The 23,420-nt window shown below is 59.6% G+C and carries 25 protein-coding genes and 1 pseudogene; 10 read left to right on the top strand and 16 right to left on the bottom strand.

Features of this window, described 5'->3' with window-relative positions:
* Positions 1 to 7 precede the first annotated feature (7 nt).
* Both GGR04_RS19570 and GGR04_RS19565 read right to left on the bottom strand, forming a co-directional pair.
* Complete coding sequence (locus tag GGR04_RS19570) at positions 8 to 550, bottom strand: hypothetical protein (RefSeq protein WP_183201672.1); 543 nt, start codon at positions 548 to 550, stop codon at positions 8 to 10.
* Complete coding sequence (locus tag GGR04_RS19565) at positions 550 to 1,185, bottom strand: hypothetical protein (RefSeq protein WP_183201671.1); 636 nt, start codon at positions 1,183 to 1,185, stop codon at positions 550 to 552. The genes GGR04_RS19570 and GGR04_RS19565 overlap by 1 nt, the downstream gene beginning before the upstream one ends.
* A gap of 312 nt (positions 1,186 to 1,497) precedes the next feature.
* Here GGR04_RS19565 and GGR04_RS24470 point away from each other — a divergent pair, with 312 nt between their 5' ends.
* From GGR04_RS24470 to icmT, 5 genes are read left to right on the top strand one after another with little or no spacing between them, the layout of a single operon-like run.
* Positions 1,498 to 2,346: a thioredoxin fold domain-containing protein gene (locus GGR04_RS24470; protein ID WP_183201669.1), complete on the top strand. Its 849-nt coding sequence runs from the start codon at positions 1,498 to 1,500 to the stop codon at positions 2,344 to 2,346.
* Positions 2,343 to 2,984: a type IVB secretion system apparatus protein IcmL/DotI gene (locus tag GGR04_RS19555; protein WP_183201667.1), complete on the top strand. Its 642-nt coding sequence runs from the start codon at positions 2,343 to 2,345 to the stop codon at positions 2,982 to 2,984. The genes GGR04_RS24470 and GGR04_RS19555 overlap by 4 nt, the downstream gene beginning before the upstream one ends.
* A gap of 1 nt (position 2,985) precedes the next feature.
* Positions 2,986 to 4,050, top strand: a complete 1,065-nt coding sequence (locus GGR04_RS19550) for a DotH/IcmK family type IV secretion protein (RefSeq protein ID WP_210291891.1) — start codon at positions 2,986 to 2,988, stop codon at positions 4,048 to 4,050.
* Positions 4,047 to 5,633 (top strand): DotG/IcmE/VirB10 family type IV secretion system protein, encoded by a 1,587-nt coding sequence (locus GGR04_RS19545; protein WP_183201665.1) that lies wholly within the window; start codon positions 4,047 to 4,049, stop codon positions 5,631 to 5,633. The genes GGR04_RS19550 and GGR04_RS19545 overlap by 4 nt, the downstream gene beginning before the upstream one ends.
* A 2-nt stretch (positions 5,634 to 5,635) precedes the next feature.
* A complete protein-coding gene (gene icmT, locus GGR04_RS19540; protein WP_183201663.1) occupies positions 5,636 to 6,043 on the top strand; it encodes an IcmT/TraK family protein in 408 nt (135 codons plus the stop codon).
* Here icmT and GGR04_RS19535 read toward each other — a convergent pair.
* The 5 genes and pseudogenes from GGR04_RS19535 to GGR04_RS24615 form a co-directional block, all read right to left on the bottom strand.
* On the bottom strand, positions 6,029 to 6,601 hold the full coding sequence (locus tag GGR04_RS19535; RefSeq protein WP_210291890.1) for a DUF922 domain-containing protein: 573 nt from the start codon (positions 6,599 to 6,601) through the stop codon (positions 6,029 to 6,031). The genes icmT and GGR04_RS19535 overlap by 15 nt on opposite strands.
* An 8-nt stretch (positions 6,602 to 6,609) precedes the next feature.
* Positions 6,610 to 6,903, bottom strand: a complete 294-nt coding sequence (locus tag GGR04_RS19530; RefSeq protein WP_183201659.1) for a hypothetical protein — start codon at positions 6,901 to 6,903, stop codon at positions 6,610 to 6,612.
* Positions 6,903 to 7,595 carry a ParA family protein gene (locus GGR04_RS19525; RefSeq protein ID WP_183201657.1) on the bottom strand — a complete coding sequence of 231 codons (693 nt, stop codon included), beginning with the start codon at positions 7,593 to 7,595 and terminating at the stop codon, positions 6,903 to 6,905. Before GGR04_RS19525 ends, GGR04_RS19530 begins: the two co-directional genes overlap by 1 nt.
* 336 nt (positions 7,596 to 7,931) lie before the next feature.
* Positions 7,932 to 8,732, bottom strand: coding sequence for a LysR substrate-binding domain-containing protein (locus GGR04_RS19520; protein WP_246393416.1), 801 nt, complete (start codon positions 8,730 to 8,732; stop codon positions 7,932 to 7,934).
* Positions 8,733 to 8,828: 96 nt separating this feature from the next.
* Positions 8,829 to 8,975 (bottom strand): annotated as a pseudogene (locus tag GGR04_RS24615) (helix-turn-helix domain-containing protein); the annotation flags it as partial.
* Positions 8,976 to 9,162: 187 nt separating this feature from the next.
* Here GGR04_RS24615 and GGR04_RS19515 point away from each other — a divergent pair.
* On the top strand, positions 9,163 to 9,399 hold the full coding sequence (locus GGR04_RS19515) for a hypothetical protein (protein ID WP_210291889.1): 237 nt from the start codon (positions 9,163 to 9,165) through the stop codon (positions 9,397 to 9,399).
* Positions 9,400 to 9,855: 456 nt separating this feature from the next.
* On the top strand, positions 9,856 to 10,482 hold the full coding sequence (locus GGR04_RS19510) for a GNAT family N-acetyltransferase (protein WP_183201650.1): 627 nt from the start codon (positions 9,856 to 9,858) through the stop codon (positions 10,480 to 10,482).
* A gap of 93 nt (positions 10,483 to 10,575) precedes the next feature.
* Here GGR04_RS19510 and GGR04_RS24610 read toward each other — a convergent pair whose 3' ends face one another.
* From GGR04_RS24610 to GGR04_RS19475, 7 genes are all read right to left on the bottom strand, one after another.
* Positions 10,576 to 10,644: a helix-turn-helix domain-containing protein gene (locus tag GGR04_RS24610; RefSeq protein WP_376769879.1), complete on the bottom strand. Its 69-nt coding sequence runs from the start codon at positions 10,642 to 10,644 to the stop codon at positions 10,576 to 10,578.
* 288 nt (positions 10,645 to 10,932) lie between these two features.
* Positions 10,933 to 12,846, bottom strand: a complete 1,914-nt coding sequence (locus GGR04_RS19500; RefSeq protein ID WP_183201647.1) for a hypothetical protein — start codon at positions 12,844 to 12,846, stop codon at positions 10,933 to 10,935.
* On the bottom strand, positions 12,843 to 13,406 hold the full coding sequence (locus tag GGR04_RS19495) for a hypothetical protein (RefSeq protein ID WP_183201644.1): 564 nt from the start codon (positions 13,404 to 13,406) through the stop codon (positions 12,843 to 12,845). Before GGR04_RS19495 ends, GGR04_RS19500 begins: the two co-directional genes overlap by 4 nt.
* Positions 13,403 to 14,494, bottom strand: a complete 1,092-nt coding sequence (locus GGR04_RS19490; RefSeq protein WP_376769878.1) for a dsDNA nuclease domain-containing protein — start codon at positions 14,492 to 14,494, stop codon at positions 13,403 to 13,405. Before GGR04_RS19490 ends, GGR04_RS19495 begins: the two co-directional genes overlap by 4 nt.
* Before the next feature lie 492 nt (positions 14,495 to 14,986).
* Entirely contained in the window at positions 14,987 to 16,039 is a 1,053-nt protein-coding gene (locus GGR04_RS19485; protein WP_183201643.1) for a 3'-5' exonuclease, read from the bottom strand.
* An 8-nt stretch (positions 16,040 to 16,047) separates the two neighbouring features.
* Complete coding sequence (locus GGR04_RS19480; RefSeq protein WP_183201641.1) at positions 16,048 to 16,434, bottom strand: type II toxin-antitoxin system VapC family toxin; 387 nt, start codon at positions 16,432 to 16,434, stop codon at positions 16,048 to 16,050.
* A gap of 3 nt (positions 16,435 to 16,437) precedes the next feature.
* On the bottom strand, positions 16,438 to 16,686 hold the full coding sequence (locus tag GGR04_RS19475) for an AbrB/MazE/SpoVT family DNA-binding domain-containing protein (RefSeq protein ID WP_183201639.1): 249 nt from the start codon (positions 16,684 to 16,686) through the stop codon (positions 16,438 to 16,440).
* 264 nt (positions 16,687 to 16,950) lie between these two features.
* On the opposite strand from GGR04_RS19475, the gene GGR04_RS19470 reads away from it, so the two are divergent.
* Positions 16,951 to 17,550, top strand: coding sequence for a recombinase family protein (locus GGR04_RS19470; protein ID WP_183201637.1), 600 nt, complete (start codon positions 16,951 to 16,953; stop codon positions 17,548 to 17,550).
* Positions 17,551 to 17,677: 127 nt separating this feature from the next.
* Here GGR04_RS19470 and GGR04_RS19465 read toward each other — a convergent pair whose 3' ends face one another.
* Complete coding sequence (locus tag GGR04_RS19465) at positions 17,678 to 18,388, bottom strand: IS6 family transposase (RefSeq protein ID WP_183201635.1); 711 nt, start codon at positions 18,386 to 18,388, stop codon at positions 17,678 to 17,680.
* A 580-nt stretch (positions 18,389 to 18,968) separates the two neighbouring features.
* Between GGR04_RS19465 and GGR04_RS19460 the strand changes: the two genes are divergently transcribed.
* Both GGR04_RS19460 and GGR04_RS19455 read left to right on the top strand, forming a co-directional pair.
* Positions 18,969 to 19,571, top strand: a complete 603-nt coding sequence (locus tag GGR04_RS19460) for a GNAT family N-acetyltransferase (protein ID WP_183201633.1) — start codon at positions 18,969 to 18,971, stop codon at positions 19,569 to 19,571.
* A 974-nt stretch (positions 19,572 to 20,545) separates the two neighbouring features.
* On the top strand, positions 20,546 to 23,125 hold the full coding sequence (locus GGR04_RS19455) for an SPM autocatalytic domain-containing protein (RefSeq protein WP_183201632.1): 2,580 nt from the start codon (positions 20,546 to 20,548) through the stop codon (positions 23,123 to 23,125).
* Here the strand turns inward: GGR04_RS19455 and GGR04_RS19450 are convergent.
* On the bottom strand, positions 23,091 to 23,420 hold a 330-nt coding region (locus GGR04_RS19450; protein WP_183201630.1), incomplete at its 5' end, for a DDE-type integrase/transposase/recombinase. The genes GGR04_RS19455 and GGR04_RS19450 overlap by 35 nt on opposite strands.

Raw genomic sequence — 23,420 nt, 5'->3', positions numbered from 1 at the left:
GAGACCCTTACCCTACGACCAGGCTTTCGATCATTCCGACGAACACCACGATGTTGATGGCGAGCGTGCCACCGATGACATGCGTGATGCCCTTGCCAACGAGACCGGAGCCTGGGTGAACCGGCGCTGCGTTGAGAAGAAAAAGGCCCCGGATCAATCCGATCAGGCCGATGATTTGGACGATGCGCAGAAGCGCGATGACGATGGTCCGAGCGTTCTCGTTCGTCATCGTCTGCATGGCTTCAGGCGCGTAAGCGAAGATCTCCGTCGGCTGTGCGGCCGTGGAGGTCATGAACAGCGTCTCCAGCGAGGCGCCGACGACCGAAGGAAGCGCCAGAAGGAATGCGCCGATCACCAGATGGGCGATCACGGCGTTTTTGGAGTGGGCTCCAGAAGCGTAGCGGCTCGGTGTGTCACCGTGCTGCGCAGCGACGAGGATGCCGCGGATCAGGAAGATGGTGCCGGCGATGAAACAGAACGCCACCGCCAACGCCTGAAGAGGCGGGACGAGATCGCTGACGCGCTGAATGAAAGCGGCGAAACCCTGCATTAGTTCGTCGCGCCTTCGTCTGCCTCGAGTACGACCGGCTTGGCTTTGCCTCGGGGTTTGGGCACAGCTTCTTTCTGGACCTCGACCTTCGCCGCCACAGGCGTGACGATCGTGTGCTTAGCCTTGCTCAAGAAGGGAGGGTCCGTCGCTTCCACTGGAAGTGCGGGATCGCTCCCTGGCATATCAAAAGCGGGATCGCTGCCGGGCAACGGGCCTACCATGGCGTCCACGACGTCCCGGCGGGTTGCCTCGCTCTGAGCATGGAGCGCGCGAATGTGCGTAACCAAGCGTTCGATCACGCCGTCGTGATCTACAAGATTGTTTAATTCCGCACTCAAACGCTGGTTGTCGCTCTCTAAAGCCTTAACGCGTATGACGAGCTGTGCCACATTTTCGACTAATTTCGCATCTGATTCCGGCACAGATCGGCTGAGGGAAGACCTTTCATCTTCAGAACTATTTGCAAAATCTAAAGTATTGTTTGTCTGTTTATCGTAATTCAAAGTGGATATGAGATACGCATTCGTTGCAATCAAGAAGGCGATTGCGCAGACAGAAATTGCGATTGCAACCTTAAATTTGTTTTTACTCTTAATGGGAGTTGCATCCCAGCGCGAAACGCTTTGAACTTCCATTAAATGCCCCGATTGCAATGCGTTATATTTTTGGTGTAGACGTCAGTTATCGGCTATGCACGCGCCCTGCCAGGCACCCGAATAATCGTTAACACATCTCCTCGTGCATGGGGCATTCTCCGAATGGTACGGTTACTCCTGGCCCTCGCGTGTAGCGTGGCAGCTACACCCTTCGCGCTGGCGCAAGACGGCTATGGACCGGCTTCCTCCATTCCAGAAAATTTGAAGCGATACCAAAATGTTCGCCCAGCGATCCCCTTGGGCTCGATGCAGTCGTGGGTGGTCACGGACGGGAGCTCGCAACGCATTGCGGTGACGACCACCGAAGGCTTCACGGTCATCGGCGACGTGATCGGTCCAGGCGGACAGGACCTGTCGAGTGCCCTTCTCGCCATTTCCGGCCTTGCGGCCTCAGCCGCCCCTAACCTGCCTCCCTTGCAGAGCAGCGTGGCGCCGCCCACGACATCGCAGCAGGCTGCGCTTTCCTTGCCGCAAGCCGCCCTTTCACCTGTCCCCGTCGTACCACCAGTCGTCTTGGAGGCAGCACCGGTCGCGCCAGCGACCTCCCCGGTTGCTCAGGCGGCTCCGACCTCTGCGGGAGCGACCCCGCCCCCTCTGACGATGGCTAGGGCACAAACGTTCGACGAGCTGTTCCAGCAGGCTACCGACTTCAGCGTCTGGTTCAGCGCAGGCACGCCAAAGCCAGGGGCCCCCGCGATCTACTTCGTCGCCGATCCGACCTGTCCGCATTGTGCCGTCGCCGTCGACACGCTGGCACAGAAGGTTCAGGCGGGCGACATCGACCTTCGCGTCATCCTTGCGCCGATCCGCAGCCAACAGGCGGTGTACGAGGCGGCATCGATGCTCCAGAGCAAGACCCCCGCCGCCGACTTCATGAGTCACGAGCTCTCGAAAACCACCTCGACGCCCAGCAGCCTGAAGGTGCTGGCGCCAACAGACATCAGTCCGGAGATCGTTCGCGGCTTGCAGCGCAACGTCGAATGGATCCGCGCCAACGGCGTCCAGGGCGTGCCGTTCTGGATCTACACCACCGCCGAGGGCGGTAAGGTCGAGTTCGGCGAGGTTAAGGACGCCATGCTGAAATCCGCCCACCCGGCGCGCGGGACGGCACAGGTCGCGGCCCAGGCATCACAGCAATGAGCGCCACCAATTACGGAAATGCTGAGTCCGTCCTGATGCGGGCCAGCACCTACAAGTCTGCCTACAAGATCATGGCGATCTACGCCGCCGTCGCGACTGGCGTCGCCTGCGTTGGTGTTGGCTCCGCCGTCTACCTCGCCCTGACGCGCCCGGAGCCACGCTACTTCGCGACCACGAGCAACGGCCAGATCCAGCCGCTGACGCCGCTCGATCGACCTCATATGTCCTCGGCTGACGTCCTCAACTTCGCGGTTAGGGCCGTTTCGAACTCGCTGACCTACTCGTTCGACAACTACCGCGCTCAGTTTCAGGAGTCGCAGCAGTTCTTCAGCCAACCTGACGGCTGGAACTCGTTCGTGGATGCTGTCTCTAAATCCAAGGCCCTCGACCTCGTTCGGAACGGTCGCTTCAACTCGTTTGCGACGGTGCCCCAAACGCCCGTTATCGTCAGGCAAGGTACAAATGCCAGCGGTTCGTACGAGTGGATCGTCCAGATGCCGATCCGCATCACCTACCAGTCCGCATCCGAAGTCTCGGGCCAGTCCAACATGGTCACGGTTCGCTTGACCCGCCTTCCAACCTACGAGACGCCCTATGGCATCGCCATTTCGCAGTTCAATGCAGCAGCAGGCGGTTAGCATGGCGCGCACGACCGTGATCCCCACGCTTTTCGCAACGTTCATGGCGACGGCCGCATTCGCACAATCGTCGTCGCCCGTGATGATGGAGCCTGTGCTTCAAAACCAGGAAGCTGGTGATGAAACGGATGATGGGGCCGTCGCAGATGAGGGTGCAGCGGCTCCGCCCAACACCAGAGCGCAGTCCTCGCAGCAGGAAATGACCCTGCCGCAAGGCCAGACCTCCGCTCCGCAGTCGCGCCGCCTCTTGAACAGCCTCAATGACCTCGATCGACCCTTGTCGCCGGAAGAGATCACAGCCTACGGCCAGTCGCTCCGCGAGCAGTTCCCGCTGAACCCCGACATGATCCGCGACTACCGTCGTCGGCTCAACGAGAGCCAGCGGGCCGCAGCGGCTCCGCCCAACGGCGTTCGCCCTGAAGCGCTAACGCAATCCCTTCGCGTCTCCCTCGACACGCGCGGCCCGACCCCGCAGCTTGAAACCTCACCCGGCACAGTGTCGATCGTCTCCTTCTTCGACCAGACCGGGGCGCCCTGGCCGATCGCCAGCTTCGTCGTCGGCCGCGAAGACGCCTTCCAGGTCTACGCGATGCAGGAGGGCTCCAACCAGCTCGCGGTCGCGCCGCTGGTCGCCCACGGCTACTCCAACCTCGCTGTTTCACTCGTGCAGGAAGATCAGCCTCTCGTCATCGACCTTGAGACGAACGAGGCGCGTTCGCACTACCGTCTCGATCTGTCCGTTGGTGGCCGCGGCCCGAACGCCATCATTCCAGCCGTCCAGACGCGCGAGCCCAAGCAAACCGCTTCGGACGAGCTGATGATGGCCTTCGTTCAAGGCTCGGATATTCCCAAGACCGCTCGCAAGCTGTCCACCGACGACAGCGACGTCGCCGCGTGGCACTTCAACGGCAACCTCTACATCCGAACCAACCAGACCCTCATGGCTCCGTCGTGGTCCGCGACCCTCGCAGGGCCGGGTGGCATCAAAGCCTATCGTCTTCGCCCCGCCCCCGTCGCGCTGATCTCCCGCAACGGCCAAGTCACAAAGGTCAGGATCACCCAATGAGCGACGAGAACGCCCGGATCGACGGCGAAGACGCAGCCGGCGAAGACGCGAAGGTCGTGAACCCGGATCCGAAGCCCGGCAACACCACCTCCAGCACGATCAATCGTGCTAAACCGCGCCGCAGCAAGGCGCCGGTCGTTGCCGGTGTCGGCATGGCCGCTCTTCTAGCCGGCGCCGTCTACGTGGTTTTCTCCCGTGGAGGCGACGAGGCGTCTTCCCGCATGGTTGCCGTGCCGCAGAACATCGACACGACGCCCGCTGGACAGCAGCTCGCCAACTCGGAGAACTACCGCCAGTCGCTTGCGAACTCCAACCAGCAGGGCTCCCAGCAAGCAGCGCTGACGACTGGCCAGAGCTTCCTTGCTACACCCGACGAACCGACCCGTCCGATCGATCCTCCCAAGGAGCCGATACCGGTTGTCGCGCCAAAGCTACCCCCGGCAAACCAGCGCGTCGTCGTGGAGAAGGAGAAGATCGTCTATCGCGACCGGCTCGTAGCCGCAGCACCTACCCAAGCGCCTCCCCCGCCGCAAACGGATTGGGCCAGCATCGACGCCATGGCTAAGCGCATGGGTACACAGGGCACCGGGCTCTCCGGCTCTTGGCAGGCCGGCAAGTCCGTCAAGACCGTCGTCATCGACCAGGAACTCTACGAAGACCCGAAGGGCCGTCCCACCGGCGTTCAGGTTCGCGCACCGGGATCGCCACAAAGCGTCTCACCTAGCAGCGCCTCCACGCGCGGCGACCAGCTCGAGGTCGGCGACTACGTTGACAGCCGCGATCGGGAAACCCTTCGCGAGCAGCCCCAGCGCCAGCGCCAGCGCCAGCGCCAGCGCCAGCGGCGCGAGCGTCAGGCGTCGCGGAGGCCCAATGCCTCGCCGGTTGAGACCATTCCCCAGGACACGAGCTATCAGGCCGACCTCGGCACGTCCCTGCCGTACCTTTCGGTTGCGCCAAGCGAGGACGAGCCTCGCCTCCAGGTCAACACCGGGCAGCACTACGGTTCGGGCACACAGGTCTTCAACGGCGACTACTACGCCACCGCCGGCTCCATCACCTATGCCGTGATCGTCAACGGGTCCGACACCGATACACCCGGTCCCGTCGTCGCGAAGGTCATGCGCGGCCCCCTCAAGGGCTCTCGCTTGCTCGGTTCGTTCCAAGAGAACCGCGAAACGACGGCCATGGTGGTTCAGTTCGATCGCGTCATTCTGCCCGACGGCACGAACCTCGACGCCGAGGCTTATGCCATCGACGCCGCCAAGGGCACGCTGGCGGTCAAGTCCGAATACGATGCCCGCCTTCTCCAGCGATATGCTCCAAAGCTCGCTGGCGCCTTCCTCAGCGGGATCGGACGAACCCTTTCGCAAACTGAGCAGACGATCGTTCCTCTCGGTCTGACCGGCGCCGGGATCGGACGGCCGAAGCCACGGCTTGAGGAAGGGCTCTACGCCGGTGCTGGCGAAGTCGGCGACCAGCTCGCCAACGAGATCGAAGACATGGGACCGCGCGGACCCATCGTCCGCCTCAACTCCGGCAAGCTGATCGGCGTCCTCTTCACCGAAAACGTCCGGCGGTTCTGAGCATGGAGAAGGACGACGGCCTGTTCGGAAAGCCGATCGAATGGCGTTACACGATGAAGAACCCACGCCTTGCGATCTTCGACGCGAGGCTGATCTTCTTTGTGGTGCTCCTGTTCCTGCATCTGCGAGTTTGGACCGCCCTTCTCCTCTTCATTGGGATCCTCCTGTTTTGGGCGATGGAGCGGTATGGCTACCGCTTTTCGTCCTCGATCCGGGGCATCCGAGCTCGCCTTGCGGGGCCGATCAGACCCGCACGGCCCTTGTCACGCTACCGTCACGCTATCGATTTCGGTTTCGAGGACCATCCCATTCTCGGCGATCGCGGTACGCGCAAACTGCCACAGCCCGCTCCGGTGAAGGTGAAGAAGGGGGCCGAAGCCCCCCTCCCCTCCCCTTCACCGGCCGAGTAGCGAAGATCGATCACGCTCGTCGCGGTCGAAAGCGACCTGTGCCTGGTCGTGCATCCGCTCAACATCGGCAACCACCGCAACGATTTCCCGGCCCAAAGCCGGGCAGTCGCTCGATGCGCCGATCGCCTCAAGCTCCTGCACCATGATCTGCCGGTACTCGGCTGCGATCGCCTCGTGCCGAGCTTCATGTGCCTTCACATACCGCGCGAAGCGCCGCCAGGCCCCGACAGTCGCCTCGTCAGCCCCCCTCGATGAAACCCACTCGGGAAGCGTCACAGTTGCATCCAGGCGTACGCTGACGCGATCCAGGACACAGCCTTCACGCACTTCAAGGTAGCTGAGCTGCGGCGTGAACCTAAACGTCGCCGAAGCTGCCCCGTGGGCGCCGTTGCCCAGCGCGCGGGAAGCTTCGATGATTGCCATCCTCAACTCGTCGGCATCCCTGCCTTCGATAGGGTATGTCTCGATGCGCGATACGATGTTGGGATCAGCCAGCGCCGGCACAGATCCAACGACAGCGACGATGGCCCCGACGATCGCTTTCCTCACGGCCGTCATCAAGCTCCCTACGACTGGCTCTTCTCGTAAGCGTCCATCAGGACAGTGAGAAACTCACCGTGGTTGTAACGCTCCTTCTTAGCCATGCGCTTGAAGCGTGCCTTCTCCTCGGATGAGAGTTTCAGGTTGATCTGATCTCCCTTTGCGTCCGGCTCACGGCTGGGAAATTGCGAAACCTGGTTCACGCGGCGCCGCTGTTCATCCGACGAGCTGGGAGCCTTGGCCGGTGACACGTCCGGACGATCGAATGCGCCCAAGTCCATATCCAGCGACCTTCGACCTTGGTTGGCGTTCTCACTCATTAGGCTGCATCCGCGTTTTTGATACCCATGGCGTCCTTCAACCGTTTGACGACCTCGTGGGTGTAGCTCTGCACGTTTTTTACGGCCTCCTCGGTGGTCCGCACCGTGTCCTTGCTGAGCGTCCTCACGGTCCCCCCCACCGAGAACAGCGCCGAGAACGCATCTCGATCGAAGATTTCTGTCTGAAAGACGTGAAAATCGGGGTTCTCGCGAAACTGGCTTGCGACGAACCGAGCCGTGCGTGATTTCGCTACGACCTTGGACTGCGTGAAAAGGATTGAGTACGGGATTTTCCGGCGAGCTGCTTTCATGTCTCGATGGATTTCTCGCACGACGTCTACGGCGGCCGTGGCGTCCTGCGTCTGTTCCTTCATGGGGACGATCACCAAATCAGACTGCGAGATCGCATAGCTCATGAGGCGCGATGCCGTGCCCTCCAGGTCCACGATCACAAAGGTCGACACCGCGCTTGCCTCCTCGATCTCTTCGAGGATGGTTTTCTCCGACTCGTTGGAAATCACAGTCAGCCGTTCCGGCTTCCCAGGGAGAGTCGCCCATTTTGTGATGGGACGACGAGGATCTGCGTCGATGATGGTCACTGGCCGCTCAGTCGCCAACTCGCACGCCAGCAGCAGCGCCGATGTCGTCTTGCCTGAACCACCCTTGGAGTTTGCGAACGTTATGACCGGCATTGGTGCCTCTGTTTTCTCAACGTTGTGGCGTTTGACTGGTGACTAGCTGCGGGTAGTCCGCCGTACCCGTGGATAGCCTTTGCTACCTTAGAGTACCGTACCTTACCCCAGCCTTGGTTAAGGTATCTAACCATATCTTACCGTACTCAAAAATAACTTACCTTACCGTATCATAAGTTATCCTATCCTATCCTATCCTATCCTATCCTATCCTATCCTATCCTATCCTATCCTATCCTATCGTACCATAGCCTACCGTAAGGTAGGATACCATAGTCTAGGCTACAGAAAGGTACCCGTTGGTATCCATGGATACCAACGGGTACCTGGCTCCCGCTAAGGGTTTCCCTGGTTGGCCAGACGCCGTCTCGCCTCTACCGAACCGACTGGAGTGAACCCCGTGAAGTAGGTTCGAAGGCGGGAGGACCCTTTGAGGAAAACTTGGATCTCCGTAGGGTCCATGAACCGCTCACCAAACCACGGGTACGTCTCTGACGAGAAGCACTGGTTCAGCCACTCAACAACTGTCTGGTGACGCTCCGTTTTGACCAACTCCGGATGGACAGCAAGCCAAAGCTCAACCGAGATCCTCATGCCGATGTCTATGGGCACGAGATCACCGCCGATCGCCACAGCATAATTTGGCAAAAGCCCGATCCCAGCGCCCTTGGCGACCGCCCAATAATGCGCGCTCGCAAAGTTGGTGCGAAGGGACACCATCTTCTCAGAAGCTTCCCGTGAAAACACCTGGTCGAGGCCATAGCCTGGGAACAGGCCCATGTCCTGCTCGATGATCTTGTGGTGCGCCAGGTCTGCAAGGGTCTTGGGAAGACCATGCCGCTCCACATAGGAGCGCCCGGCAAACAGCGTCATGTGAACCCATCCCAGACGGTGCTTCCCAACGTCCAACGACGTCGGCTCCCTCGTCTGAATGGAAATGTCCGCTTCCAGGCGCAAAACGTCCACCGCACTCAAGGCGCATTGCAGCGTGACCTGGATGTCGCGCCCAGGCCCCGACAAAAAGTCCACCAGTTGAGGAATGATCCAGAAGGTGCCGATCCCTTCCGTAACGGCCAGTCGGACTGATCCCTTCGCCGTGTCCGTCGCCGATTGGGCCACTTGCATGAGGTCCGACATGGACTGCGCCACATGGCGCGCAGATCCAAGAATGCGTCGACCTTCAGACGTCAGCCGGATGCCCTCGGCATGGCGGTGAAAAATGGCGAACCCGAGCTGATCCTCGAGCCGATCGATGATCCCGCGCAACGTGTTGACGCTTCGACCAAGATCGAGAGCGGCCTGACGGAAACTCTGACGATCGGCGATGGCGATCAGAACCTTGATCCCATCCCAATCGACGTTGTGGGGAAGGTGTATCAAAATTCCGAACGCCCCCGTGTCTGAACTAGGTGCAGCGCGAACGTGCGCGCCTGTGTAGCCATCAAATTTCGGCAATCACCGAAGAGAACACGATGGATCTGTTCACAACAGCGATTCCTCCACGATCCACTCTCGTGGCCGCTTTATTCGAGACCGTCCCGCTGTGACGTTCGAGGAGGAGCGCCAGTTGACGGAACTGGCTCGAATCCTAGCTCGTGGTCGCGAGCTGGCAAGCTCGCTCTCCATACCGTTCGCAACAAAGCTGATCGACCTCTCCCTCGTGGAGCTCGCCATACAGTGGCAGGGACGAGACCCGCAAGCCGGTGCCAGGACTGACGGCTGCGGCTTGGACGACCTCCTTCAAATCAAACTGCGTCTCTCCGTCATCGAACGCGCAAGCGGCGCCAAGACAGACCGTCACTGACCATGTTGTATACGTCTGTCATCTGCTTGCACAAACAGCCATTTCCCGACCTATTCGAAAGGGTGAGCTTGGCGTCTTACCTAGCCAGCTTCGTCCAATCGACCCACGCTCATTCGCCAGAAGCTGCGACATACATCGAGTTCGCCATCAACGAGATCGCTCCAGAAGCTCCGGCGATCGATCCTGATACGCACTTCACCCGCGATGAACTCACCGCCGCACTTTCGCGAGCCAGATCCGACCTCCAAGCAGGGTCCGGTCCATACGTCTGCATCAGCGCAGCTCTGGACATCCTGCACGGGTGGCGCTGCCAACAGGGAACTGCATAAGCCTGTCCCATGAGGGACCGTCCTCGATGACCCCTTGTGGGACCATGGACGCTTATTCGTGCTCGCCAGCGGGCATGGTCGAGAAAGAGATCGATGCCTCTCCGGTGTTGTCACACAGGAGAGAGAAATGGCTGCCTCTGAAAACGCGAACGAGTCCAACAGCTCCGATCGGCGCAATGAGAAGCGTCGGTATGAACGAGGGCTCAATGCTGACGGCACCGGGCTGGTGATCGTTCACGGGATGGACGACTTCCTCAAGATGGCTGTGGTTCGCGCAGCGGTCTACATGGGCGAGAAAGCTTTTGCCTACGCCCAGCAGTTCGACGGCAACGATTTCGCCGCGACGCATCTGCTTTACAGCAAGAAGCATGAACCCGCCGGCTGCATCCGCATCCGCTTCTTCGGTGAGTTCGCCAAGATGGAGCGCCTTGCGGTTCGAAAGGAGTTTCGAACGTCACGCATCGCATTCGAACTCGTCCGGGCCGCGGTCGATCTGTGCCGCGCGAAGGGCTACACCAAGCTCTACGGCCATGCGAGCGAGGACGTTCTGGACTTCTGGCTACACTTTGGCTTCAAAATCCGCAATGAAGGCGAGACCTTCGAACTGGCGAGCTGGTCTCTGATCGAGATGGAAGAGGACGTCGAACCCTTCTCGGATGCGGTCCGCATCGGGAACGACCCTGTTCGAACGATCCGCCCGGAAGGACAGTGGGATGAGCCTTGTGCATTGGAACGGCCCAGCACGCTGCGCTGATACCTAAAGCGAGGGGAGGGGCGGGCTCGATGAGTTCCGCATCCTTCCATTCATGACCGACTCGCAAGCATATGAACGCTGAGCGCCGCGAAGTTACTTCTTGGCGTTCAGCCGGCGATAGAGCGTGGCTCTGGATACGCCGACCCGACGCGCGATCGTCATCATCGTCAAATCCAGATCATCCATTAAGCGCTTGGCCCAAATGGCCGATCAGGAGGGTGCTGCCGGACGAACGGTGCTGGATACTCATTCGTTAAGACGCTCAGGGCCGAAAGCGGTCCGTCTGCTATCGGAAGCTCGACAGGAGAAAGCAGCCGTCGTTGAACACTGCTGGCAAGCGGCAGCTTCCGATCAAAGTAGGCCTTTCGCTTTTTCTTCGGCGGCTATCAGCTTAAAAGCCTCGAGCTTCCGTACAGAAGTTATAAGCCCGCCCCTTGTCAGTCGGACTTTTTATCGTGCCACGTGAACGTGGGTCTGCTTCTGAACGTGGACGCCCTTGAGACCCTCGAAAGAGGCACCCGTGATGATCAACTGAGCGCCCTCGAACGCCTCCTCGGCGAGGAGGTCGATGAAGGGCTGCACAATGAAGTTCTCGCTGTCCTTGACCTCTTCGCCTGAGAACTCGCCCGGAACGTCGATGATGGACAGTCCCGGGTAGTGCATGCCGGGGACGGGGCTTAGCGAGAGCAGCCCGTACTGGTAGGCCATTAGGAAGTAGAGGGAGTCCGTGCCGCCGAGGGCGCTCTGCCAGCGCTTGCGCCCGACCCGGAAGCTGTTGGTGGACCTGGAGATATCGACCTCAACCGGGCTATGCTTCCAAGTCTCCGGCCGCTGCGCATTGAGGGCGGCGAGGTAGGCGTTCATCCCGTCTTCGAGTTTCTGAGCGGCGGCGTTGAAGTCGACGGATCGGTTGGCCTCGTCAACCTTCTCCTGAAGCGGATTGATCTCGTCTTCGAGGGCCTGGACCTGTTCAGTCAGGCTCTTGCCCAACTCGAGCGCTGCGGCCACCCGGTCCATCTGGCGTTGCCGCTCCGCCGCCTTGCCCAGAGCCACATCAATCGCGCTCACATCGGCTTGGGCGACGGCAGCTACGGCGCGACGGGCGGGCGCGAGCTCGACCTCAATTGTTCGCAGCTTTTCATCGGCGGCCCGCGAAGCCTCTGTCTGTTTGTCAACGTCGCGCTCAAGAACGGAGATGAGCTCCTCCGCTTCGAGCAGTTCGGCGTTCAGCCGATCCTGCTCGAAGCGGAGCCGAACCTCGCCGAGCCCGGAGATCTCCGGCTCCTCGGGCAAATGCTGGTGGCAGACGAAGCAGTGGTCAGGCTTAAGATAGGGGATGATCCCTTGGTCGCAGGCCGGGCAGTGGGTGACTTTCAGATCGGCGAGCAACTGGCTGGCGTCGGCGACCCGACCCATTCGTTCGATCTCGGCCGCGAGGTCCGCGCGGTATCGCCGGACCTCGGCCAGCCTGTCCTCGGCTCCCTGTCGCTTCTGGCGCGCCGCCGTCACCTCTTCGAGTGCCGCAGCCCGCGCATGGCCAAGCTCGGTGACGCGCGAGCGATCGGATGCGGGAAGACTGATGTTGCTGGCCGCCGCCAGGACTTCGCCCCTCCGGGTATGCAGGCGCTCGACAGTGTCCCGAAGCCGTTTCATGGCAGCGGTGACGGTGGCCTCATTCACGCCAAGGGGGGCGTCCTCCGAGTCGAGGAGACCGCTGGCTAGATCGTTAAGGGTCTCGCTATACTGCTCACGGCGTGCTCTCAACCGCATCGACTTGAGCTTCAAATTCACGAGCTTGCCGTAGTCCTCACTGTAGATGCGTTCGGCTAGGCCGAGGAAGAGCAACAGACTGGCGTGCTGCTCGGTGTCAGCCTGTTGATCGACGAGACCGCTCCAGAAGCGCTGCTGGCGGAAGATGTGCCGCAACAGGGTGCGGAAGCTGAGCTCCGGCCAAGTCTGGCCGGACATCGGGTTGCCTCTGGGAAAGTTCAGCAGCGGGATGCCCAGCTTCTCCATGAGCCAGTGCTGGAAATCCCTCACAAGCATGCCTTCGTCGTCGACGAAGACCTTCCCTTTGGCACCGGTCTCCCGCCAGCGGCGCTCGATCCGGAACGTCTCGTCGGCGATGCAGAGCGTCGCGGCGGCCGCATCATATTTCGCGGCGAGCCCTTCCTCGTTGCTCTGCTCGTAGGGGTTGGCTCCGGTGTCGCCGAGCAGGAAATCGAGCGTCTGCAGCCACTTTGTCTTACCGGTATTCGGTCGTCCGACGAAGACATTGACGCCGGGTTTAAAAGTGAGCGACTCAACGTTTCCGGTCGCCAGCCGACGTTCCAGGGTTCGGATTGAGAGGAAAGATGCGCTCATTTGGTGATGACTTGTCCTAGGGGCCGTTTACCGACCTCTTCGTCGAAAAGCTGGTAGATGAGTGTTTTTAGGAAGGTTCCTGACTTGCCACCAAAGACCTTCTTTACGGCCCTCTGGCGCTCAATGAGCGTGGCGAAGGACGGGCGTTTGGCGAGAGCCTTGGCCTTTTCCGCGCCCTCGGTTGACAGCGCGATCTGGTAGGAATTTTTGACCTTCGACACGGTGATCAATCGTCGCGCCTCAAGATGGGCGAGGACCTGATAATAGCGCTTGTCCCAAGGACCGTAGTGATGCCGCACCATCGTGGACTCGATGGCGTCCGAACGGTCGAAGGGCGCGGACTGTGCATCGGGTTCGGTCGCCGCCCGCGCAGCATCGAAGAAGTCCGGGTAGCGGGTGAAGAAGTCGAGCTTGGCCATCTTGGTTAGACCATCGATCCGGCCCGCCGTCCCGCAGACATGCATGAGCAGCAGCAACCGTGCGGCGTGAAATTCGAGGATGTCGTCGGCTGCCAGCGGGAGGCTAGCGGGACGAGTTCCGAGGCGCGACAGAGACTTCACAACCCCGTCCGATCGAAGCGCAAAAGACACCGGTCAGCGATGTCGTACATGCAGCCCTTGAGGAAGGCGGACCGGTCGCCTTGGTCCGCCGGCAGGGAAGCGTTGATCGCATCCATCCGATCGACGCAGAGCGCGTGGAAGGCGGGACCGTCGAGATCGAGGGTCCCGGCCGCGCGTTTGGCACTAAGGTTCTGGACCTCGGATTTGACGCGCCCCTGAAGCTGACTGGCTTCATCCGGCTGCATGTAGCGCGAAGTCCGTACGGAGCGGGCGTAATCAAGCCGCATATCGACGGCCATGGCTACCACCGTTCCTGTGAGGGAGGCGCTACTCATCTTCTCGATTAGCTTGCCGCCCGAAGGCTGAGCGGCGTCGTCCTTCAGCTTGGCCAGGCACGCGTCCCACATGGTCAAGAAGGCCTTGCGGGTGAGAATTTTCTTGGCCTTATCCGGCTTCCACTTCGCATCGCCGGCCGTCTTCACCAGCTTGCGCAGCTCATCAAGTAGGATGTCGATATGCTCTAGCAGAAGTAGGCTTCCGGCGGCTTGCATGATCTCGAAGAGCCGCATCCTGTTGTGCGTCTTGACGGCCACCTCGTCGTGGCGAGCGTCCCACTGGCAGTTGTCCAGCCAGTAACCGGTCCCATTGCCCCGTTTCGACACGACGTTGGGCATTCTTCCATCAAGGTCCGCTTTAAGGGCGACCATCTCGTCGCAATCTATGGCCCGCGCTTCGTTTCCCCGCTTGTAGGTTAGCGGTGTCAGAGCGGAAACCACCGGACGTAGGGTGACGATCCTGAAGCACGCGGTCTCTTCGTGCTGGTCGCGATCCAGAGACTTCTCAAAGATCGACGATCCGACAGCCTGCTTCTTGCGCAGGCAAAGGTCCGCGACGGACCAGAGTTTGTCCGCTTCGGCACCTTTAACCTGCACAAACTCAGCGACTAGGGGCGGCGCGCCGTTAGCCCAGACGAGCACCAGATCGTCATGGGTCTCAAAATGGATCTTCACCAGCTGGGGGTTGTCCAACATCTCCAGCACGAAGCCGACGGCGATCTCGTCCTGATAGTTGAAGCCCTTGCGCGCGATAGGGCCGCCTTCTTCGGAAGGGCGGGCGTCATCGATCGATGGCCAGGCATCTTCGTCGTTCTCAAGGTTTTCAGTCTCTAACGACAGATCTCGGCGCTTTCGGCTTAACTGGCACAGCCCCCGCTGTCACATCCCGTCAAACTATAAGCGCGGGGCGATACATCCGACAAGTGTACGGAGGCGTAGGTCGATGCGGATCATCGCACCTACAGCCGGCAAGGATGATGTCCATCGGAAGGGGATCGTCACAGGCCGGGTACGCGAATGTCCGCTGGTGACAAAAGCCGCCGTTCAGCAAGCTGTTTCGGAATGACGGCTTCGTCCCAATGCCAGTTGTTTCGACTGCCGTTCGGGGCTTCGTTCACGAACGGCAGGTTTCAGGATCGCGCGGGATTAACTTGGACGGCTTAGATGGGCGCAAAGCTGACTTCCCGCCGATCCACGTCGAGCGGGCTCAAGAGTGCCCCCAATCTACGCTAAGACGCCCTACAGCTACGCCTTGAATCGCTCGCAGGCTGTCAGGCTCTCCACATAGGCGTTCATGCTGCCAGCATAGATCTCTTCTTCCAGGAAGCAGACCTCGTCGTCGTAGACGTCCTCCGCAACCTCACGCCACCAGCATTTTGACTTGCCGCCCGTGCCGTCACTCCAGCGATACCCACGCGCCTTTAAGGCATCCTTGGTGTGGAAGGGCGAGCCGATGGCGTGGATGCGCAAACGCGTCTGAAGCGAGGACGCCAGCAACTGCTGAAAGGCTGCCGGTGCCTGCGTTCGCGCCGGATGCGAAAGAACCTCGAGGAGGGCATGGCAATCATCGACGGCGCGGTGGCCGTTGTGAAACGCGCCGCACTGACTCACGAGATACACCAACTTCGTGCCCTCGAACCCGAGCCCGACCCAGTCCACCTCCGACACGGAGCAGGCCCACGGCTTCACGTCAAAGCCCGGTGTGAGCTTTTCACAGAAGGGCCGGTCGAAACGGGCGTTATGTGCGATCAAGAGATCGGCGTCCTCAATGAAGCGCTGTATGGCATCGAGGTCGAACCGCTGTCCGGCGACCATCTCGCCCGTGATGCCGGTGATCCGGGTGATCTCGGCACTGATCGCGTGTGAGGGCTCCTGCAGGGCTGAGAAGACACCCACGACATCCCGCACGCCGGTCTCGTCATAGGTGAAGGCGACCATGCCAAGCTCGATGACGTCATGCGTGGCGTGGTCAAGACCTGTCGTCTCGGTGTCGAGGATGATGCCGAGCCGCGGCCAGGATCCCGGCTGACGGTCCGCCGGCGGCCAGAGCTCCGGCATGACGGGGCGGGGCTCGAGCTTGCGAAGGACACGATACCGTCCGGTCGCCTCCAGGCGTTCGACCAAGGAGGCGTCCAGCTCCAAGGCTTTCCTTTGGGCCAGAGCACTTCCCACGATGTGTCGTGAAGGCGTGGGCCGACGGGTCTCGGCAAGCGCGCGTGGGGAGGGCGAGGGCACACCGAAGAGATCCGTCAGGAAGGGCTGATCGCCGGCCACTGGCTTGTGTTCCTCCGTCCTCATAACCCGATTCAGCGCACGAGCTCGACCTTAACGCCGGCGGCCTTTGCAATCTCCTTCCAGGCCCGATCGTTCGTGAGGGCTGGCGCGCCCAGGTTCTTGGCGAGTGCGAGGCAGAACCGATCCCCCAGCGAAAGACCGACGTCCTTCGACAGGGAGCGCAGACGGGCCGCCTCCTCGGCGACCTCCTGACCCACGGGGACGATCGCGATGTCGAGATCGGACAGATCCTGCACCGCCTCGTCTGCACCCAGGCCACGATCGATCAGCTTGGAGAGAACCTCGGTGTAGTTGACGACGGACATGCTGGCGTCACCGAGCCGGGCTTCGACCTTATCGGACCCTTTCTCGGAAAAGAGCAGACAGAGAACGGCGGACGCATCGAGGACGCAGGCCATCAGCTACTCCTTCGTCGCTTCCTGACGCCGCTCGGCGATCAGCTCGTCCGCCACCGATCCCGATTCGGGTGCATAGTCACGCAGCTTCTCCTGCAGACGCCGCAACGCAGAGCGGGCAGGGCGGATGCGAACCTCCTCACCGTGCAGTTCGATCAGTACGGTGTCGCCCTTCTGCAACCCCATCGACTTGCGAAACGCCGCTGGCAGGATAACCCGCCCGCCTTCGACGATCTTGCCCTTGGCTGCCGGCATGGTCGGAACCCTTAGCTACGCTATGCGACTGCAAAGCGGGATGACATTCCCTATGCCAGAACGGGGCAATGGTGCATAGCACGAAACAGATGCGTTCTCCCACCAGACGTTAAGGGAAGGCACCATGGCCTCCCGCAGCCGAGTGACCTGCACTCAAACGATCGGTTTAGCGCAGGGTCGGCTGAGCCTGCACGAAAAATAGCTCCTGCGTGTATCGCGCATGCGCTATAGTTTTGATACGTTTCCGAGCAGGTTTGAGCCCGAATGTCCCGCCTTTTTGCCTACGTTCGCGTCTCCACGAACGGCCAGACCACCGACAACCAGATCGGCGAGATCCGGGCGGCCGGTTTCGAGGTCCAGGTCCGTCGCGTCGTTTCCGAAACCGTGTCCGGCTCGCTCGCGGCGAAAGACCGAGAGGGTTTCCGCAAGCTCCTCGATCGGATGGAGGAGGGGGACATTCTCGTCGTCACGAAGATGGACCGCCTTGGGCGCAACGCCATGGACGTCCGCGCCACCGTCGAGCTGCTTGCCGAGATGGGCGTCAAGGTTCACTGCCTGGCGCTGGGCGGCGTCGATCTGACGAGTTCGACGGGCCGGATGACCATGAGCGTCATCAACGCGGTCGCCGAGTTCGAACGTGATCTCCTGATCGAGCGCACGCACGCCGGACTGATCCGGGCGAAGGAGCAAGGCAGGGTGCTGGGGCGCCCCGCCAAGCTGTCGGCTGAGCAGAAGCGCGTTGTTCGCGATCGGCTGGGGGAGGGGGCTTCGATCTCCGCGCTTGCTCGCGAGTTTGCCGTCAGTCGCCTGACGATCCAGCGGGCGAGAGATGCGGCGAAGGCACAGGATCAAGTGACGCCGTAGCGGGCTTCAAGTGGGGCTGGACTGAGTTCAACCGCTGCAAGCAACCAATCAGCGCGGTTCCGTGTAGATTTAGGGGCTCCGTTGCGAATAGCCGATCGGGCCGCAATGATCCCGTTCTGTTCCATTTTCAGGCGACGAACACCTGGAACAGCCGTCCGATGAAGCGGGCCTCCGATCCACCGGCCAAGCTGTCGACCATCGAGCGGAACTGCCCCTTCCAGAACATCCGCATCGTCTCGAAGCCCCGAATGGCGTTGTGGGCGGTTTTCTGAGACTGGAAGCCCCGTACGGGGCGGATCCGCTGCTTCAGCTTGCCGTGGTCGGACTCCAGGCGGTTGTTCAGATATTTCACCTGTCGGTGCTGACAGCTCGCGGCGAGTCGCCCCTCTCGCTGCAGCGAGGCGATCGCCTCGTTGTAGGCCGGGTTCTTGTCGGTCGAAATCACCAATGGTCGGTTATGCGGCGACCGGTTCAAAGCCTTGACGAGGAAGCGTTTGGCCGCCTTCGTTGTCTGCTTCTGCGACAGTTGGAAATCGAGCGTCTCACCTCGGTCACCGATCGCGCGATAGAGGTACATCCACTCACCCCGGACCTTCAAATAGGTCTCGTCGACGTACCATCTGCCGCTGTTGCGGTTCCTGCACCACTGGACGCGTCGGTCGAGCTCGGGGGCGTCGTGCTGGACCCAACGGTAGATCGTGGTGTGATCGACGGAGAGGCCGCGCTCGGCCATCATCTCCTCGAGGTCGCGGTAGCTGAGTGCGTAGCGGCAGTACCAGCGCATGCAGAGCAGGATGATGTCGGAGGCGAAGTGCCGGCCCTTGAACGCCAAACTCATGCTCGAGCCCTCGCTGTCCGCCGTCTTCAGAGCCACAGGCTTTCACTGCTTTCGGATCTTTGCAACAGAGCCGTCCAATCCACGCGACGGCACGGTGGCGAAGTTTCACAGCCTTCGTACCACCCATTCTGCTAAACTTTTATCACGAAATACGAAGTAGAACAAATAATATGTTTCATCGCAAGAGTGATAATAACGCATTATTAGCAAAATAAGTTCCAATCGCCATTGTTTTAATTGACTGAGCCAAATATCGAAATATAAGTTACTGCGAAAATTGATCTTATCTGGCTTTTGGTAAGAAATGCACCCTCTTGCCACGTTAATTCACAGAATGAGGGGATCTCGGATGGTGACTCACGATGGCCTGCTTTCGAACGAAAAATCTAACGTTGGACCTGATGATAAGGCCACTGAAGGTCGCAGATATGAGCAATTCTTGTCAGAGCCAGTGAATAATGAAAGGTCGGGCAGACGGACTGATGTTTAAGAGGTCTTGGAGACCATTCGACCAACCGCTAAACGGGGTCGGTATGTATTTCAATACATTTCGTGCAAATCATGCGGTTTCGTTAAAAATATGAGCCCTCTTGTAGATAAAGAAGCATCAATGAATGGTACAACAACCACTCTTGGTCATGTTGATTTAAGCACAGCAGCAACCTCCAGTGAAACGTTGGAGGCAGATGGACTGCTAACGTCGAAGTTACGGATCGTACGGATTACGACACGTGAAGGCATCCTTCGGGCAATCGAGATCGGCCGCGAGTTCCATGCTGAAAGCCGATATGGGTACATTCCGTTCTCTGAAGCGAAGTTCGTGCGCGCCTACGAGAGACTGCTTACTAGGCCGGACACAACTCTTGGGGTAATAGTCGAGCGGAAGGGTGAGATCGTCGGGGTCATGGGTGCCGAGATCGGCGACTATTTCCTCGGAACGGGTTGTCCCATCGCGACCAACTATTTCATTTATGTTTCAGGCAAGCTTCGCAGGACCGTACTGGGTGGGCGTATTGCGCTCAAGCTGATGCGATTGTTCATCGATTGGGCAAAGGCCAACGGAGCACACGAACTGAACGTGCACGTCACTTCAGGTATCCATCCAGCCCAGACAGACAAGTTCATGAAGCGCCTCGGGTTACAGCCCTATGGCGGTAATTATGTTATTAAATTCCAAAGCTGAATTCATCATCTACAAAGAAGCACCAACACGGAATGATACAAACGGTGATACTATGATTCCTAGGACAATTTCGCTACTCTCAGTCGCATTGTTTATAATTGCATCCTCATCGATTCCATACGTATTTTCTATAATTAGCACAAATTATCCGTCAAACGTAAGGTTTTACTGCAGCTTATACGGAATTATTACAATATTATTCTTTTTGTTCGGCCCAATTAGCGCATCTCTAAGTTTTTTTATTGATTGGCTCATTAAAAACGAATCAAAGAACATTGTAAAAGGCATCAAAGGTACTGGTGTTGAATACATAATCTGGCGCGACGTCCGAGAAAAGATATACAGGAGATAACAATGCCAAATAACAATACTGATCAGAACTAATCGACGAAGGCGGCCTCTACGGGCAAATTGGTACCGTAGGGGTGTACGCGGGCATTACGTCAAGAGGAGGGTTTAGCGCGGGAGTTTTGGCACAACGCTCGGCCGGAATTGCAACCAGTGCGACAACAGGATTTACATACGACCCAGACACCGGGTGGGGGTGGACGAAGACCGCTGGGGTAGGCTTTGGCGTTCCAACGGGCACCGCTAGCCCGCTTACAGGCTCTGTTACATTCAATAATGATGCTTCCACAACTATTCAAGCTGGTGCAGGGGTTACCGATCTAGCAGAGTTCGGTGCTTACTTTACTGCTTCTACAATCCCAACATCTACGAAGCCTGAACCAAACTATAGCCAAGCTATTCAATCTCGACTGTCAAATCAAGCTAGATCGTCACAAACAGTTACGAATAGCTTCACCAACCCGGACGGAACAGTAAGTATACAGGCAAGTTACGTAGTCGGAGGGGAATATTCAAAATCCAGCACGCTCAGAACAGAGCAATTTGTTCAAGGTCTGGACGGCACGGTCACCCGACAAGGAGCTGTACAGACTGAGGTTGTGAACGGGCGTCAAGCACTAGACCAGATGCGCGCTTTGAATACAACCGATCCGATGTGTTTTCCGGGATCAACAGTTGTTCAGATTGCCGATAACTCATTTAGGCCAATAGCTCAACTTAATATTGGTGATCATGTTCTCGCTTTTGATCCAACTGTCAATCAAGGTCGGGGTGCGCTTCATCCTCGACGGATCATGCGGATCTTCCACAATGTAACGACCGAGTGGGTGCGACTTTCATGGGACGAAGGGGGTAAGGCGCGCGAACTCGTATCGACGCCTGGGCATCATTTTCTCGATCAGTTCGGTGAATTCCCGCCGATCGAGGCAATGATCGCCGAAGGCCAAGCGACGGTCGTGCTGGCGTCTGGAGAAATAAAACAAGTATACGCTGAGAGTATCAGTTATTCTCAAGACCGTGCGCATTTGTTCGAGCGGGCCGAATGCTACAGTGTGGCGGCCGGGAACGCAGCAATTGCTCCCGTTGCCGTCGATGGTTGGCAGAGTTACAACATTGAGGTTGAAGGCTTTCACACCTACGTCGCCAACGGCGTGCGCGTACATAATGCGTCATTGAATTACACAGTGCAGCCCGGAGATACACTCTCGCAAATTGCGGCAAACTATGGTACGACTGCGACAGCAATCGGCGCTGTCAACCGCGTAGAAAATATCGATCGAATCTATAGCGGGCAGCAAGTTCACGTAGTCGAAGGCCCCGCTACTTCTCTTCCTAGCCTTGGACCTTCGCCGGTGCAGGGTGGTGCAATTGGCGTAGGTTCCACTAACGGCATCGTTAGCACACCAAACCGGGGAATCGTACCAGGCAGCAGTGCGTTTGAAGACTCGACTGCTACTCAGCAGTACAATGGGACAACTTTCAGAGACGAGGGATCTACAGGATCCAGCGGCAACTCCTCTGGCTCATCGGGGGGGAGCGGCCTGACCAGCCGGCAAGGCGGCGGTCTCGTACCCGGAAGCGACGCCACCGAAGACTCCACGGCGAATACAAGCAGAAGTAAGCCGATCCTGCTCGACCTTGACGGTGACGGCGTCGAAATTTCCGATCTCCGCAGCTCAAACCAGTACTTCGACCTAGCTGGTGACGGTTCGAAGCATCGCACAGCCTGGGCGGGCGCCGGTGACGGGATCCTGGTGCGCGACGCGGGCAACGATGGACGGATCGATCTAGCGCATGAGATCGACTTCACGTTCTGGGACGCGACGGCGACGTCCGACATGGAGGCTTTGCGCAACGCCTTCGACACCAACCGCAACGGCAAGCTTGATTCCGGCGACACGGATTTCGGCTTGTTCAAGGTCATGGTGACCAACGGCAACGGAACCACGTCACTCAAGACGTTGACCGAATTGGGCATCACGTCGATCGGTCTCGTTACCGACAACCAGACGGTGCGGCTGTCGGATGGTTCCGCCATACAGGGCACGACCGCATTCACCCGGACCAACGGCACGACGGGAGCGGCGGCGGACGTCGTCCTTGCGTATGCGTCCGATGGTCATAACGTGAAGCAGACGGTCTCCACCAATGCCGACGGTTCGACGACCATCGTCAACACCACCTTCAACGAAAACGGGGGCATGGCCGAAGCCGTCACCTCGACCGTCAGCGCGAACGGCCTGACCAGGACGGTCTCGACCGACGATGATGGAGACGGTGTCCGCGACAGCGTCCTGAACGAGACGATGAGCGTCGCGTCCTCGGGAGAGCGGACGCTGACCCAGTCCTTCTACGACGGATCGGGCACGATCCTCGAAAGTCGAGAGGTCACGAAGACCAGCGCGGATAAGAAGGTCGTCACCGTCAGTCGCGACGCCGATGGCTCCGGGGCCTTCGACAGCGTCGAAACCCGCACGAAGGCAAGCGACGGCAGCCTCACGCTTGAGATCAAGGGACTGAACCCCGATGGCTCGACGCGGGCTAGCTCGACCACGACGACGAGCGCGAACGGCCTGAGCCAGACCATCCGGGCGGATCTCGATGGCGACGGCAGCGCTAACGCTACCCGGACAGTGGCGACGACGGTTGCCGGCAACGGCACGCGAACCGAAACGCTGACCGAATACGCCGGTATGGGGACGACGACCGCTCACAAGATCGGTCAGATGGTGACCACCTACCGGGCGGATGGCACGGGCAAGAAGACGGTCTCCGATCTCGACGGCGATGGCGACACGGATATGATCGTCGACGAGGTCATTGCGCGCAAGGCGGACGGGAGCATCGTCACCACAAGCTCGACCAGCAATGGTGACAACTCCCTTCGAAGCCGGACCATTACAACCCTCAGCGCGGACGGCAACACGGAAATCGTCCATCGCGACGCCGACGGCGACGGGGTCTTTGAGCTCAAGACGAACCAGGTCACGACGGTCGATGCCAGCGGGAGCGTCAACCGGACCGTTACCTCCACGACGGCCAACGGGGCCCGTACCAGTCAAGGCGTCTCGACCTGGAATGCCGACGGTTCCGCGCGATCCACCCAGATCGACACGGAGGCTCCGTTGCGAATAGCCAATCAGGTCGCAGTGATCCCGTTCTGTTCCATTTTCAGGCGACGAACACCTGGAACAGCCGTCCGATGAAGCGGGCCTCCGATCCACCGGCCAGGCTGTCGACCATCGAGCGGAATTGCCCCTTCCGGAACATCCGCATCGTCTCGAAGCCCCGAATGGCGTTGTGCGCCGTTTTCTGAGACTGGAAGCCACGCACTGGGCGGATCCGCTGCTTCAGCTTGCCGTGGTCGGACTCGAGGCGGTTGTTCAGATATTTCACCTGCCGGTGCTGGCAGGTCGCGGCGAGCCGCCCCTCTCGCCGCAACGAGGCGATCGCCTCGTTGTAGGCCGGGTTCTTGTCGGTCGAGATCACTGAGGGCCGGTT

Origin of the sequence: Aureimonas pseudogalii, from assembly GCF_014196835.1 — a bacterium.
Taxonomy (GTDB): Bacteria; Pseudomonadota; Alphaproteobacteria; order Rhizobiales; family Rhizobiaceae; genus Aureimonas; species Aureimonas pseudogalii.
Note: the sequence above shows the minus strand (reverse complement) of the source record. Positions and strands in the feature narration are given on the sequence as shown.